This is a genomic window from Zobellia laminariae, from assembly GCF_030553095.1.
GTDB classification, from domain to species: Bacteria; Bacteroidota; Bacteroidia; order Flavobacteriales; family Flavobacteriaceae; genus Zobellia; species Zobellia laminariae.
In genome coordinates this window covers 4,590,162-4,606,636 of the sequence record NZ_CP130738.1, presented here as the reverse complement: position 1 = coordinate 4,606,636, position 16,475 = coordinate 4,590,162, and the positions used below count along the sequence as shown (strand labels likewise).

10 protein-coding genes are annotated in these 16,475 nt (G+C 36.8%); all 10 read left to right on the top strand.

All coding sequences use genetic code 11. The features are described 5' to 3' along the window. Window positions 1–20 precede the first annotated feature (20 nt). Entirely contained in the window at window positions 21–653 is a 633-nt protein-coding gene (locus tag Q5W13_RS22295) for a nitroreductase family protein (protein WP_304444571.1), read from the top strand. Window positions 654–761: 108 nt separating this feature from the next. Further along, a complete protein-coding gene (locus Q5W13_RS22290; RefSeq protein ID WP_304444570.1) occupies window positions 762–1,880 on the top strand; it encodes a DegT/DnrJ/EryC1/StrS family aminotransferase in 1,119 nt (372 codons plus the stop codon). 119 nt (window positions 1,881–1,999) lie between these two features. After that, on the top strand, window positions 2,000–2,785 hold the full coding sequence (locus Q5W13_RS22285) for a 3-keto-disaccharide hydrolase (protein WP_304444569.1): 786 nt from the start codon (window positions 2,000–2,002) through the stop codon (window positions 2,783–2,785). Window positions 2,786–3,290: 505 nt separating this feature from the next. Next, window positions 3,291–6,224 (top strand): SusC/RagA family TonB-linked outer membrane protein, encoded by a 2,934-nt coding sequence (locus tag Q5W13_RS22280; RefSeq protein ID WP_304446561.1) that lies wholly within the window; start codon window positions 3,291–3,293, stop codon window positions 6,222–6,224. Window positions 6,225–6,241: 17 nt separating this feature from the next. Beyond that, window positions 6,242–7,444: a RagB/SusD family nutrient uptake outer membrane protein gene (locus Q5W13_RS22275; RefSeq protein ID WP_304444568.1), complete on the top strand. Its 1,203-nt coding sequence runs from the start codon at window positions 6,242–6,244 to the stop codon at window positions 7,442–7,444. Beyond that, entirely contained in the window at window positions 7,432–7,890 is a 459-nt protein-coding gene (locus tag Q5W13_RS22270) for a RagB/SusD family nutrient uptake outer membrane protein (RefSeq protein ID WP_304444567.1), read from the top strand. Before Q5W13_RS22275 ends, Q5W13_RS22270 begins: the two co-directional genes overlap by 13 nt. A gap of 108 nt (window positions 7,891–7,998) precedes the next feature. Next, window positions 7,999–9,606 (top strand): glycosyl hydrolase 115 family protein, encoded by a 1,608-nt coding sequence (locus tag Q5W13_RS22265; RefSeq protein WP_304444566.1) that lies wholly within the window; start codon window positions 7,999–8,001, stop codon window positions 9,604–9,606. 207 nt (window positions 9,607–9,813) lie between these two features. After that, the gene (locus Q5W13_RS22260) at window positions 9,814–10,053 is read left to right on the top strand and encodes a hypothetical protein (RefSeq protein ID WP_304444565.1); all 240 of its coding nucleotides are present in this window, start codon (window positions 9,814–9,816) and stop codon (window positions 10,051–10,053) included. 13 nt (window positions 10,054–10,066) lie between these two features. Then, on the top strand, window positions 10,067–12,379 hold the full coding sequence (locus Q5W13_RS22255; protein ID WP_304444564.1) for a GH92 family glycosyl hydrolase: 2,313 nt from the start codon (window positions 10,067–10,069) through the stop codon (window positions 12,377–12,379). Window positions 12,380–12,440: 61 nt separating this feature from the next. Further along, complete coding sequence (locus tag Q5W13_RS22250) at window positions 12,441–16,472, top strand: hybrid sensor histidine kinase/response regulator transcription factor (RefSeq protein WP_304444563.1); 4,032 nt, start codon at window positions 12,441–12,443, stop codon at window positions 16,470–16,472. Window positions 16,473–16,475: the final 3 nt, after the last annotated feature.

The following is a 16,475-nucleotide window of genomic DNA, read 5'->3' as shown; positions in this document are numbered from 1 at the left end:
AAAACATAAATAAAGTGAATTTGGATTCTATTAAAAATTTGGAATGGCGTTATGCCGTAAAGAAATTCGATTCGGAAAAAGTACTTCCGAAAGATAAGATTGACCGTTTAAAACAAGCTTTCAACCTTACCGCAACTTCTTATGGTCTGCAACCCATTACCATGGCCGTAATTCACAACAAAGAATTGCAAAACAAATTGGTGGAGCATTCATATGGTCAACAGCAAGTGGCGCAAGCCTCTCACGTGTTGGTCATTTGTATTCAAAATGATATTAATGAAGAGTACATTAATCGTTATTTTGAACAAATTAAAAAAATAAGAGGTACGAGTCAGGATATTTTGGACCCGTTCAAAAATGCATTGTTGGCCGATTTTTCTAAAAAAGAGGTGCCCGAAATTGAGCAGTGGTCTAAAAATCAAGCGTATTTGGCGCTTGGTAATTTACTGACGGTCTGTGCGCTTGAAAAAATCGATTCTTGCCCAATGGAAGGATTTGTTCCTTCGGCCTATGACGCTGTTCTAAACTTAAAGAAACGCGGTCTAACCTCAGTTTTGGTACTTCCGGTAGGCTACCGAGCCGATGACGATATGTTCTCGGAATTTAAAAAAGTGCGCAAAAATATAGAGGATAGTGTAATTGAAATAAATTAAGGACTTCCATTTAACACAAAACGACTTAAAAAGATATGCTTAGGATTTGAATTATTCGGAGACAAGGAACGCAAACAAGTAAATGAGGTACTGGATACAGGAGTACTAATGCGTTATGGTTTTGACGGGATGCGTAAAGGACAATGGAAGGCTCTTGAACTAGAAAAAGTACTTTCAGAGAAAATGCAGGTGAAGCATACCCAACTGGTAAGCAGCGGTACAGCAGCTTTAACGGTAGCTCTGGCAAGTGCTGGTATTGGTGCAGGGGATGAAGTTATTATGCCCACATTTACCTTTGTTGCTAGTTTTGAATCCATCTTGGCAATAGGTGCAGTTCCTATTTTGGTTGATGTTGATGATACCTTGGCATTGAGTCCAACAGCAGTAGAAAATGCTATAACCGAGCGAACAAGAGTAGTCATGCCAGTGCACATGTGTGGCTCAATGGCAGATTTAAAGGCCTTAAAAGCCATCTGTGATAAGCATGATTTATTGCTGTTGGAAGATGCATGCCAATCCATTGGAGGAACTTTTGAAAACAAACCATTGGGAAGCTATGGAGATTTAGGCTGTTTCTCTTTTGATTATGTAAAGACCATTACTTGTGGAGAAGGTGGAGCTATAATTACTAATAACGATACATATAAAGTTAATGCCGATCATTACTCTGATCATGGTCATGATCATGCTGGTAAGGATAGGGGAGCGGAGACACATCCGTTTTTAGGGTACAACTTTAGAATTTCTGAGCTTCATGCCGCAGTAGGTTTGGCGCAAGTTGAAAGACTAGATGAGTTTTTAGCTATTCAGAAAAAAAATTACACCGTTTTAAGGGAAGCACTTCAAGACCTGCCTAACGTAGAATTTAGACGAGTGCCAGAAGGAGGCGAAGAGAGTTATGCGTTTTTAACTTTCTTTCTTCCAGATGCAGATACTGCTAAAAAAGCACATGGTGAATTAGGTAAAGCAGGTGTTGATGCATGTTTTTACTGGTATGATAACAATTGGCATTACTACCGTGAATGGCAACACCTAATTGAGAAACAATCGTTAGGGAAGTTGCCAAAGGAAATTCACGAGCAATTACCTGATTATTCAAAATCTGATTTCTCGGCATCGGATCAATGGATAGGTCGTACAGTCTCTTGCCTTATTAAGTTAGGATGGTCGGAAAAAGAAGTAAAGGAACGTGCACGGAAAATGGTTGGTGTACTTTCTAAATTATAGGTTTTTTATTGGAAACAACTTAGCATTTTTTTCTTTGGATAAAATCCATTTTAAGAAGTTATGTCTATATTTAGTTCTTATTAATTTATACCGAACCAAAATAAAATGTTATCATCATTATGAACTCAAAAAATTATTTTTTCTTCTTGGCCGCAGCAGCATTCTCATTGCAAGTAACGGCTCAAAAACACTCTAGTACGCCTCCAGAAGTATCACCTATGCCTATGGAGCCACAAATGACAGAAATCTGGGAACCAGAAGTTGCTGTTGTAACTCCTGCAAAAACTTTGGGCGACGCACCTTCTGATGCTATTATTTTGTTTGATGGAAGTAGTCTTGATCAATGGGTAAGCCAAAAAGACAATACAAAGCCCGCTCCATGGAAAATTGTAGATAAGGATCATTTTGAAGTAGTACCTATTTCCGGTGGTATAAGTACTAAAATGAAATTTGGTGATTGCCAGTTACACATTGAGTTTAGTGCACCGGATAAAGTTGAAGGTGAAAGTCAAGGACGTGGGAACAGTGGTTTGTTTTTGCAAAATAGATACGAGCTACAAATTTTAGATTCGTATAATAATAGAACCTACCGTAATGGACAAGCAGGAAGTATTTATAAAGACCATGCACCTTTGGTTAATGCTATGCGTGGCCCACTAGAGTGGAATACATATGATGTAATCTACAGAGCACCAAGGTTTAAAAAAGATGGTAGTCTAGATGCTAAGGCAGAAATCACAGTGCTTCACAATGGTGTTTTAATACAGAATCATACGGTAATAAATGGTAACACCTATTATATAGGTTTGCATAACTACCCATCTGCCCATGGCGATGACGTGATTTCTTTACAAGATCATGGTAACAAAACTCAGTTTAGAAATATCTGGTTAAGAAAATTATAGATAGTAGATTTTTAAAGGCTGCTTAACCAATGATTAGGCTGCACTTTTAATGCTATTTTAAACAGTAAAAACCTCTAAGATTCATACGAATCTTAGAGGTTTTTTTTATTGCCCATTTTTTTTCTAATTGTGATGATGATGGTTGAGTTAAGAAAATCATGAAATATTTAAAAATAACTATTGGTAGTTTTTAACCTACAATAAAGCATAATAATCAATTTTAAAGCTGCTTTATTATCAAATCAAAAAAATATTAATAGTATTTAACATACTCGTTAACCCCTTAAAAATAGGGTATTGTAGAATTTATCCATGTTTTTGAAGAATATGTCCATAGCTTCAGGAGGGAAGAGTCTTAGGTTTGGTCTAATGTTCAACTAACTTACATAAAAATGAAAAAACTCAAACTTTTAATGGCATTCCTCCTTTTAGGGGTGACGACGGTTTCGTGGGCGCAAACGCAAATTTCAGGTGTTGTGGTCGATGAAGCAAATATACCTTTGCTATAGGTGCCAGTGTTCTAGTAAAAGGTACCAGCAATGGTGTTGTATCTGACTTTGATGGTAATTTTACTATTTCGGTCGCTGATGGCGATGAGCTTTTGGTAGTTTCCTATATAGGGTATGAAACAAAAGAAGTTTCGCTAGGCAGTTCTTCAGACTACACCATTCAACTTATTGAGTCCTCAACTGGCTTAGATGAAGTTGTTGTTATTGGGTATGGTTCTGTAAAGAAAAGTGATTTGACTGGTGCTGTTGCCTCGTTAAACACGGAAACCTTAACTGAGCAAAAGAAAACAGATATTGGCCAAGCTATTCAAGGTAGGGTTGCCGGTGTTGATGTTCGTACGTTAAGTTCCAAACCTGGAGCACCACTTTCTATAAAAATTAGAGGTAACACGGTAGTTACTAACAATAACGCTGGTCGTGATGGCGTAAGTGATGATCTTGCGGATGACCTTTCTAAACCTTTGTATGTTGTAGATGGTATTTTCTTTGAGGATATTAATGTTTTGAATCCTGCCGATATAGAACAGATGGATATTTTGAAGGATGCCTCTGCAACCGCAATATATGGATCGCGTGGAGCTAATGGTGTTGTAATTATTACAACAAAAAATGGTATTGAAGGAAAGACTGTTTTTACCTACGATTCATCATTCGGTTTACGTACTGCTACCAACGTGCCAGATTTATTTGATGGTCCTGAGTATGTACAATTTGTAGATGACGTACTAAGAGCTAGAGCATGGGGAGGTACCGGTTCCGCAGCAGATTATAACAATGTTGCTATAGACCGCTCAACAGAGTTTCAGAGTTCAAACGAAGAGGCAAGCAATGTTGCCAACGGAAGGTATACGGATTGGATGGGCCTTTATCAAAAAGCAGGCATTCAGACCAGTCATACTTTGGGTATGTCAGGTGGTACAAATGGCTTAGTATATAACGCATCATTAGGGTATTTGAATGATGAGGGTGTGATGGGAATAGAAGGTTATGAGAGATATAACATAAGTGCTTCTGTTTCTAAGAAAGTTTCAGATCAGATAACGGTAGGAGTTAAGGCATATTTAGCACTATCTGAACGAGAGGAAGGAAGTAGGGAGTTGTTTAGAAGTACACTTCGTTTAGCACCAACGGTAAACCCATTTGATGCTGAGGGAGAACCAATCTTGTTTCCTGATGATCAAGACCTTCGTTTTGTCCATCCTATTTATGATGCTCAAGGCGCTTGGCAATTAAATACCAAGTCATTAAACGTAATTGCTAATGTGTTTTTAAATTATAAGCCTACAAAATGGTTAAACTTTAAAACACAATTCGCTCCTAACATAACTACACAACGTTTTGGTGAGTACCGAGGTCTTTTGACTAAATCATCGCGTAATGATCCTAGTAGAATACAATCGCATTACCAATCAGATTTTAATACAGCATATACTTGGGATAATATATTAGATTTTGATTTTGACCTTGCTCCAGATCATAACTTAAAAACCACTTTAATTTCTTCTATATATTATAACAATAAAGAAGGTAGTAATATACAAGTTAGAGATTTTGATACGGATGCGTACCTCTACTATAATACTGAGGGAGGTAATGATATTAGAGATTTTGATAGTTTTTATCAAAAGGAAACCTTGGCATCTTTTGCAGGTCGTTTAAACTATTCTATTAAAGATAGATACCTATTTACGTTCACAGGAAGATATGATGGTTCATCAAAATTATCTACCGGGAATAAGTGGAACTTCTTTCCTTCTGCCGCGTTTGCATGGAGAGCAAGTGAAGAGTCTTTTCTTCAAAATGCAGATTGGTTGAATAACTTAAAATTCCGTGTTAGTTACGGTGAAGCAGGTAATGATAGCACGGTTGGCGCCTATAGTTCATTGGCTTTCTTGTCGCAATCAAACTATCTTTTTGGAGAGAATCCAGGTGTGGGTAAAACAATTGCTGGCTTACCTAACGAAGATTTAACATGGGAAGTCTCAAAAGAATACAACTTAGGTGTAGACCTTTCCATCATAAATAATAGAGTTGGTCTTAGTTTTGAATATTATAATAAGAAGACCGAAGGGAGTATTCTTGCTAGAACCTTATCTAATGTAACTGGCTATGAAGATGCTCTTGGTAATTTTGGATCTGTACGAAATAGTGGTGTAGAGATTACCCTGAATACGGTAAACGTTAAAACGGATAATTTCTCGTGGCGAACTAATTTTAACTACACTAAAAATACTAATGAAATAGTAGAGATTGATGGTGATTTAGATGAGATTCCTTTTGGAAATCATGGTGTCCTAAAAATTGGAGCTCCTGTTGATGCTATCTGGAATACGGCAGTTGCTGGTATTTGGCAAATAGATGAAGCCGCAGAAGCAGCTACTTATGGTGACTTGCCTTATCAGTATAAATTTGTAGATCAGAATAATGATGGCACAATTGATCAGGATGATAAAGTTTTGTTGGGTCAAAATTCGCCTGATTGGATAGGAGGTATGACCAATACATTTAACTATAAGAACTTAGAGTTAAATGTACAAGTATATACAAGACAAGGATCTTACGGGCATTCTGAATTTTTTCAAAATTTCTCTACATCTGGAGATGGCGCTGTATTCAATAGCTTAGATCTAGATTATTGGACACCTAACAATCCAGATGGTGCTTACCCTATTCCTGATTATGGAGATACTGGGTGGACTTATGAAGACCTTTCATTCGTAAGAGTTGGTAATATTGGTTTGGGATATCAATTTCCGCAAGAGTTGGCAGATAAGTTAAAAATGTCAAGACTAAAAATGTCATTGGATGTTCAAAATCCATTCACTTTTACAGATTATAAGGGACCTGATCCAGAGACTGCACTGCAGAACTCTTACAATATGACCTACGCGGTAAAAACAGTTTTATTGGGTCTGAAATTAGCCTTTTAACTTTATAAAAAAATAAGATGAAACTAGATATAAAAATTAAGCATATAGGCGTCGTACTACTTGGTATGATAACTTTTAGTGCATGCGACAGTTATATTGAAGAAGATATTTTTTCAGACATAACGAGTGAGAATTTCATTGAGGAAGGTACAGCAGACCAGTTGGTTGTAGGTATATATTCTTCCTTAAGAGAGGTTTATAAAGATTATAATTTAAAGTTTTTAGGCACCGATTTATTTACCGTTAAAGCTGAATTGAATTCAGTTTCTGCAGTCAATGACTATTTTGGTTTTGATTCAGGTGTTGGCGGATCTTTATGGACAAAAAATTATGATGTTGTTGCAAAAGCTAATACGGCAATTAATAGATATGAAACTGTAATTACTTGGTCGGATAACAAATTGGGTGATAAAGCATATGGTATAGCTCAGGCAAAAGCGTTACGTGGTTTAGCCTTTTTTAATATGGTACAGCAGTATGGGGGCTTGGTTTTAGATTTAGAAGAATCTACTACTATTCGTTCAGACTACGCTAGAAGTACGGAAGAAGAAACGTATGCCCAAATCATTAGTGATTTGGAAGATGCTATACCAACTTTACTTAATGACCCTGAAACTGGCCGGTTTTCAAAAAGAGCTGCGCAACACGTATTATCAGAAGTTTATTTAACAAGAGGTTATACCTCGTTTGGAAGTTCGGACGATTTTAATACCGCGGCAGCGCTTGCAGAAGAAGCTATTGGCTCGTATGACATCAGAAGTCAATCTTATGCCGAAGTTTTTGCTTACGACAATCAAGTAAATGACGAGATTCTATTTGCCATACAATGGGGAACTAATGGGCTTGCAACCGATCAAGAGAATACAAAACATTCTCTCTTTATGAATCAAGTATCAAACTATCCTGGAGTAAACAGAACAACTACTCCTTATGGTTTTAGTGATTTTAATGCTATGCCTACACCGTTTTTCTATTCTTTGCTAGCAGATAACGATAGTAGAGATGATGCTACGTTACATAGGGCAATTCTTGCGGACGGAGATGAAGAGGAAGGACCTGATGCTATTGTAGCTGGGGACACGATTGTGTATTACCCAAAAGTAGCTATAGATCCTATTGAATTAGCGGAACGTTTGGACAGGTATTGGGTGTACCAACCTGATCAGTATTTATTTGGACAGCCAGATAACGTACCTGAGTTAACTACTTGTATTCTCTAAACCCAGAGCGAACTAACTTCCCTATTTTCAAGAAGTTTGACGATGAGATATTTAGTGAAGCTACAGATGGTGCTCGTGATACGTTTGTATTCAGAATAGCAGAAACACATTTAATAGCTGCTGAGGCATATTTAGCCGCTGGCAATCAAGCAGCAGCGTTAACCCATTTAAATATTGTTAGAGAGCGTGCAACTGGTGTTGCTGACGAATATACTTCTGTAACAATAGATGATATCCTAAATGAGCGAGCTTTGGAATTAGCTGGTGAAGCAAATAGATGGGCCGTATTAAAACGAACAGGGAAATTAGAGGAGCGTATTTTAGCTCACAACCCGCACGTTCAAGACCACGGTGCTTTTGATGCAAGTATTCACTTGTTGAGACCTATTCCTTCTAGTGAATTAGAACTTTCAGATGGTTCATTGACGCAGAACCCAGGATACTAAAAAAATTGAGTTTAGTTTAATTGAGTTAGTTGAATATGGGCGGGAGTGGTATTCCTGCCCATATTTTTTAAACATCCTCTTAATTAGAGATACGTATATTAGATTATTATGACGTCTAAAACACCAAGATTTGGCCGAGTTCTTCTATTGCTTCCCATTATAGGGCTATTTCTATTATATGCTTTTTCCAAAGAGCCAACATCTTCTATATTTTTAGTGGTTGGGAAACAGGCTAATGAAACGGAGTTAAATGCCATTGAAGATTTACAAAATGATTTAAAAAAGGTTTTATCCGTCCAAGTAGAGGTGGTTGACAATATTAATAATGTTCCTAAAAAAGGAACCATTATTTTATTGGGAACACCAAAATCAAATGCTTTGATAACCTCTTTAAATACATCAAAAAAAATACAGCTTACTTCAGTAAATCCATATCCACGTGGTGGTATTTGGGCGAAGATCGTTTTAAAGAAGAAAAAGGAAATAATTGTAATAGCTGGCTCCGATGTACAAGGTCTTCAGTATGCCATTTATGATTATTCTAATGAAATATTAGGTATTGACCCTGTTCAGTATTGGACAGGAAAGAAATTGGTAAAGAAAGAACTTACAGACCTATTTGCTTTTGAGAATAGACGTATTGCTCCGCCAAAAGTACCCTTGTTGTGTTACTTTGAGAATGATGTAGATGAGTTGGCAAACTACAGGGGAGATTTGCTAGAATACGATTGGGAGAGTTATACGGAGTTAATTAACTCGTTGGTGCGACTACGATACAATGCAATTCAAATTTTTGATATGCTTGGACGTCCTGAATTTTTCATCCGTCCGGAATATAAGGAATTAACGGATTACCAAGTAGATGTGGACTATGTTGAAAAGATGATAGACTACGCACAGAAAAAAGGAATGAAGGTGGCCATAGACTTTGCGCTTGGCTATCAGATACATCCTATGTCTGCGGATAAGGCTACCTGCTGGAAAGATTATAAAGAAGATTGGATAACGGCATGGCGTTATTATCTAGAAAAAACACCTTTGCGTAAGACTGATATTTTTATACTACGGCCTCGTCATCAAGTATGGGACTGGGAGTATGAAAGTAGTTGTGGAGAAGATAAAATAGCCGTTTTTAATGAGGTGTACAAATCTTTTGGTGATTTGGTAGATGAATACAAACCAGAGGCAGACAAGGTTTTGGTGTGCTATTCCGATGGAATGGAAATGTGGAACGATGGTTTCAGGCCACCAAAAGATTGGATAGTTGCATGGTCTGACCATGGTTTTGGAGATTTTGAACATTTACCTAATACTACAGATGGTTACAGCTTTGGGACCTACATGCATGCTGGGTACTGGTTAAACCATACGGTTCACAATCCATATCCAGAAAAAGTGGAATCGGTAATGAAAAATATGTTCAGTACTTATAATGCCGATAAATTTTGCTTGGTAAACGGACAAAACTTCAGACCATTTTTACTGAATATTGAGGCGTATTCGGAAGTGTGCAATGACCCAGAAAGTTTTGATGCGCATTCATTTTATAAAAATTGGACAGAGCGTTATTTCAATGATGTGAGTGCTAAACATGCGGTAACGTCAATGAAATCTTTACATGAAGCACAAAAGAACCGCATTGGTTATGTTCAGCATCTTTGGGAAATTAGAGAAGCCATTTCCTATTTGTCAGATAGTCCAATACAGAGACCATAAAAATCACCTGTACCTCATGATTACAAAAGGGTAGAGAATGATTTAGAGTATGTTAAAGTTACAGAAGAACTCATAGATCTTTCGGTTCAAGAAGCAGAAAAAGGACTCAAGGAAACTACAGAAAATGAGACTTTCTTTCATGATTATATTTATTTGCCAGTGGTGTTATACCAAGATTTAATTTGTTTTGAGCGAACGTTACACAAGATGGCGGTATTGAAAAAGGAGTTTGAAGTTACCTCAAATGATTTGCTTCTAAACGAGGCCAAAGCTTTATTGCCAGAGGCCAAAACACAGTTGGAGGAAATTTATCGAAATCGGAAAAGTGGCGATAAATCACCCAAATGGGATAATTGGTACAATCCAGAAATTAGAAGACCTAACAATGGTTTTCCAACTTTTGAAATGTTAAATAAAATAGAATCAAATCTCAATTCAAAAAGTTAAAGAAACGTATTATATGAATTTATTTTCAAAAGTTCCTTTCTACGGAATCTACATCATACTAGCGGTTGTGCTCTCTTCTTGCGAAGCAAAAGTAGAGACAAAAGAAACGGCAAAAAGTATAGAACCGGTAGACTTGGTTTACCCACAACTAGATACTGAAAACTCTAGGTGGTTTTTCTTTTCATCTGCTAGTAGACCTTTTGGCATGGTAAATCTTAGCCCAGATACAGAAGTAGAAGGGGCATGGGGTAGCGGTTATAGGTATAAGGTAGATACAGTTCAGGGTTTTAGTCATATTCATGCATGGCAACTTTCGGGCTTATCAGTTATGCCGGTTACTGTAGATGACTCTAATGAAAAATCTATTTACACTGATTTTAAATCAAAATTCAGTCATGACAAAGAAAAAGTATCTCCAGGATATCATGCTCTAAGTCTTGAAAAGTATGATATAGATGTTGAGCTTACCAGCACCACACGGGTGGGACTGCATAAATATTACTATCCTAAAGAAGGTAAAAAGGCAGCAATACTCTTCAATCTAAATGGAATATTAGGTCCGAATGAAAATACAGATGGATTACTTGAACAAATAGATAGCAAATCTTTAAAAGGAGAATTGGTAATCAAAGAAACCACTAGAAGGCCAAAGCCTGTAAAACTCTATTTTGCAATTGATTTGAATGCGGAAATAGCTTCAATAGAAAAAGACGATAAAACTGGTAATTACTTAGTTTTTTTAAAGGGAGATACAGATGAAGTTCTAATGAAGGCAGGAATTTCATACACCTCTTTTGAAAATGCAAAAGGTAATATTGATACTGAATTAGCAGAATGGAATTTTGACCAAACCGTTAAAGATTCTAGAAAAGAGTGGAACGGGTTACTGGGAAGAATAAAAGTTGAAGGTAATACGGAAATCGCACAAAAGAGGTTTTACACAGATTTATGGCATAGTTTGCAAGGCCGGAGAATTATTAGCGATGTTAATGGAGCATATCCTGATTATACGGGTGAGACTTTTAGAGTAGGCCAATTGCCACTTGATGATAGTGGAAAACCAAAATTCCATCATTATAACTCAGATTCGTTTTGGGGAGCACAATGGACACTCAATACGCTATGGGGTTTAGTCTATCCAGATATTATGGAAGATTTTGTAAACTCCTTAATGCAATATTATAAAGATGGGGGAATGGTGCCCAGAGGTCCTTCCGGAGGAAATTATACTTATGTGATGACAGGTGCTTCATCTACACCATTTATAGTAAGTGCAATTCAAAAAGGACTCATTACAGAAGATTTGGATAAAATTTACCAAGCTCTTAAGAAAAACCATATGGCCGGAGGTATTATGGGTAAAGCAGGTTACGAGCACAATACAACAATAGGTGGCGGACTTAAATATTATTTAGCGAACGGATATGTGCCTCACCCAATACCGGAAGGTAGATTTGGTGGGCATCAAGATGGGGCAAGTATGACCATGGAGTACGCTTATCAGGATTGGACTTTGGCGCAATTGGCTAAAAAACTCAGGAATACAGAAGACTATAACTACTTTCTAAAACGATCACAGAATTATAAAAATGTTTTTGACACCTCCATAGGATGGATGAGGCCGAAAGATGTAGCGGGTAAGTGGCGTGAAAACTATAGTCCTTACGAACATGAAAACGGTTTTATAGAATCTAATGGAGCGCAATCTACGTGGTTTGTACCTCATGACGAGGAAGGCCTTGCCCAACTAATGGGAGGGAAGTCTGCAGCGGTAGAAAAATTAGATGAACAGTTTAAGACTGCTGAAAAGTTAGGCTTTACAGCTGGTAATTCCCATTCGCAAGAATTGCATCCTGAATACAGGAATATTCCCATTAATTACGGAAACCAGCCATCTATACAAACTGCTTTTATTTTTAATAAATTAGATAGGCCAGACCTTACACAGTATTGGTCTCGTAGAGTAGCGAACACTGTTTTTGGCGGGCTTTCACCTGCTACAGGATACAATGGAGACGAAGACCAAGGACTAATGGGTAGCTTGGCCGTATTAATGAAGATAGGCCTATTTCAAATGAATGGAGGTACTGAGGAGAATCCAAAATATGAATTTGGAAGTCCAAGTTTTGATAAAGTAAGTATTAGCCTTCAGAACGGAAAAAGTTTAATTATAAATTCGCTTGGAGCAAGTAACGATGATGTGTTCATTAAGAGTATTCAATTGAACGAGTCACCTTATACAAAATATCATATTACCCATGACTTGATAACTAGTGGAGTTACCTTAGATTTTCAAATGACCTCTGAGCAGCCTACAATAGAATAAATACAGTTGAGCTTGGAGTTGATTTTTAAAACCTTAAATTGTAATTGCAACTCAAAATTTTATGGGCTACCGATTAGCATGTGTTTTCTGGTTTACCATCTCTGCTTGGGGAATGTGTGCTCAATCATTAAAATTTGAGCACTATAATGATGCTAGTGGTATTTCTCATAATTCGGTAAGACACATTGTTCAAGATAATGAAGGCTTCCTTTGGTTTGGAACATTTTCAGGCCTTAACCGTTTTGACGGGTATGAATTTAAATCATATAACAGCGTTTCACCTTCTGTAAACACCATTCCCAATGATGATATTACTGCACTGGAGTTTAATAAAGAAACGAACCAATTATGGATTGGAACGCGTAACGGACTTACGCTTCTTGATTTAAACACTTATAAATTCAAAGTTTTTTTACCCGACGCTAATAATACCGGGTCATTGCCAGACAAGGAAATTAGGTCTGTTCATATAGATTCGTTTAAAAGAGTTTGGGTTGGTACCAAAGACCAAGGGTTGTTTCTGTACGATTCTAAAAAAGAAAGCTTTAGTAAAATTCCTCTTGAGGGTTTTACCTACGTTAAAGAAATTTTTGAAGATTCTAAAGGGCGCTTATGGATTGGTAGTTATGGAGATGTTGGAATAGCTAGAATTTCTTTGGATAACCTTGGTTCCATTGTCCAAATAAAACAATACTCATTATCGGTTCAAAATGAAGCTAGCCCTTATGTGAACTTCATTTACGAAGACCAGAAGGCGAACATTTTTGCAGGTAGTAGAAATGGTTTGTACAAATTGAATGTAGATCAAGATAGCTTTCAAAATTTGCTTATTGAAGATTCTGAAGTAAGGGATAAGCTGGGACCTTATTTTATTTCAATTGCCAAAGCTCCCAACGGAAAATATTGGTTGGGAACTTTAGGAGGTATTTTGCAAGTAGATGCTCTAGAAGACATTCAAACTAAACAGTATGATTGGTATTTTTCCGAATTGTCTGATGATGACTCATTAGTGGACAACTTGGTTTCTTCACTATATTTTGATGCTTCGGGTGTGCTTTGGGTGGGTACTGAAGAAGGATTGGATAAATACGACCCTTACGAGAATCAGTTTAAATATAACACATCAATCAGTCAGTTTATAGAAAACCAAGTGCCTCGCATCCGAGATTTCTCAAAAACTTTTGATGAAAAAATAATAGTAGCAACAAGGCATAATGGTCTATTTCTTTCAAAAGAAGAAAACTATGTTCCACTTTACAATACTCAAAAAGATATTGCCAGCATGTATTCCCTGGATGGGAAAACATTCTATTGTGGTCTTTGGAATGGAAAAATACTGGTTTATAATTACCTAAATAAAACTGACAAGGTAATTGACGTAGGATTTAAACACGCTCCTATTTTAGGCTTTGAGCCTTTTGGAAATAATCAAATGATTATAGCTTCTCACGGTGAGGGTGCCGTTGTCCTGAATTTGGAAACTCAAAAAGTAGATAAGACTTATGGGAATTTGTTGCCTACGCTTGATATCAACACGGTAAAAGCAAGTGCAGATAATAAAATTTGGTTTGCTACACAAATGGGCGTCTATTGCTACGATAGACAATCAATGAAAGTTAAGGCGTATGAAGCCAAACCAGAGATTAAAGTTGGTATACCTCATAATAACGTTAGCGATATTGCCATAGATGAATCAGGAAAAATTTGGGCCGCTACCCGTAAGGGGCTCTGTTATTATGACCCTGCGTTAGACAATTTTTTACCAGTAGATGAAATAGATGGATTGCAGAATAGATGGATTACAAACCTTCTATCTAATAAAGATGGATTTCTGTGGTTGAACATGAATAATAATAATTTAGGCAAATATGACATTGCCTCAAAAGAATTAAAATTATACCACACGGAAAGTGGAAATCGGCTAGATATATTCAGTACCAGAGGGTTTTATTATGCAGATGATTCCCATATGTACCTTGGTGGTAAGGAGGGGATTATAACCTTTTCACCAAAAGAACTTTCTGTAAACGAATATGCGCCAGAACCTATAATTACCAATATTAGAGTACAGAACAAGGCCGTAGAAATTGGCTCGGTAATAAACGGACAGCAGATACTTAAATCTGATATAAACATAAATAGAAACCTTATTCTTAAGAATACAAATAAGAATTTCTCACTTACTTTTTCTAGTCCATCTTACGTAAACGGAAGACAGAATAGGTACAGTTATATTTTAGAAGGGTTTGATGAAAATTGGAACACCGTAGATGTTCGGCAACGAACTGTTCAATACACGAATTTGTTTTCGGGAGATTATGTATTTAAAGTAAAGGCTATGAATAGTCATGGGGTCTGGAGTGATGTTGCTTCGTACCAGATTGAAATACTTCCTCCTTTTTGGTTTACCTATAAAGCATTTTTTCTCTTATTGTTAGTGTTGGCATTGGCTTTTTACCTCATACGAAAGCAAATTAGGGCCCGTATCGTATTAAAACAACAATGGTTAATGGAGAGGGTAAAACGGGAACGTGATGAAAAATTGAATAACGAAAAGCTGCGTTTCTTTACGAATATATCTCATGAACTTAGAACTCCGCTAACGCTAATTTTAGGCCCCGCGAAACAGTTAATTGAAGATGGAAAGGATTCGGGTAATTACTTTCAACAGAGCCGCTATAATCTCATTCACCAGAACGCGAATAGATTATTGAACTTGGTAAATCAGGTGTTGGATTTTAGAAGAGCCCAATCTGGTGAATTGCGTTTGAAGGTAACGAAAACGGATATTCTTCTGTATACAAAAAACACCTTTCGTTCATTTGAAGAGTTGGCGGACGATAAAAAAATCAATTTTAACTTAATATCTGAAAATGAAGAGATTGCAGGATATATAGATCGGGATAAGTATGATAAAATGCTGTATAATCTATTATCTAATGCATTGAAATTTACTCATAATTATGGTCATGTAGACCTTTTTATAGAAGTAAAAGAGAAGGGGAGTGAGGCCTTCCTAATTGTAGAAGTGAGTGATGATGGTATAGGAATTCCTAAAGAAAGTCAAAAGAAAATTTTCTCTCGCTTTTATCAAGCTTCCAATAGCACCAGCCTTAATACAGGTTCTGGAATTGGTTTATCATTAGTAAAGGCTTTGACGGAATTACACAAAGGACAGATAACGGTAGAAAGCGAGCTGAACAAGGGCAGTGTTTTTACTTTGAAACTACCAATTTCCCGTACGGCCTATGAAGATGATGAAGTGTTTGAGTACGAGAAAAGCCAAGTAGTTGAAGATTCACCACAGCTTATTACCGCAAAGAAAATCATTCAAAGTACCCATTTAAAAGAGCGGATATTAATCATAGAAGATAATGCGGAACTACGTAATTATTTAATGGATTACCTCTCTGATTATTACAAGGTTTTTGAAGCTGAGAACGGAGAAAAAGGGTTGGAAGTCTGCTTAAATGTTAAACCGGCTATCTGTATTGCAGACGTTATGATGCCAGTTAAAAACGGATTAGAATTTTGTAAAGCATTGAAGAACGATGCGGATATTAGTCACATTCCTGTTATTCTATTAACGGCATTATCAGATAATGATGATAAAATAAAGGGGTACAGCTCTGGAGCTGATGGGTATTTGGTAAAACCGTTTGACCCTTCACTGCTTAAAACTAGAATTGAAAATATCATCAATTCTAGGAAAGAATTAAAAAATAGATTTTCGGAAGAAATAGAAAGTCAAGTGAATACGTTGACGCATTCACCCATAGATCAATCTTTCATGGAAGATTTAACGAAATTGATTCATGAGAATATGGGGAATAGCGAGCTAAACACATCTCTTCTTTGTCAGTCATTGGGGATGAGTTCATCAAAACTATACCGCAAGATTAAAGAACTTACGGATTTGGCGCCCAATGAATTCATACGAACGATTAGACTGAAAAAATCAGCTCAACTTCTACGAACAAAAAAATACAATGTATCCGAAGTCACTACCCTTATTGGGTTTAGTGACCCCTTATACTTTAGCCGCTGCTTTAAAAAACAATTCGGTTATCCGCCAAGTCAATTAATAAAATAGATT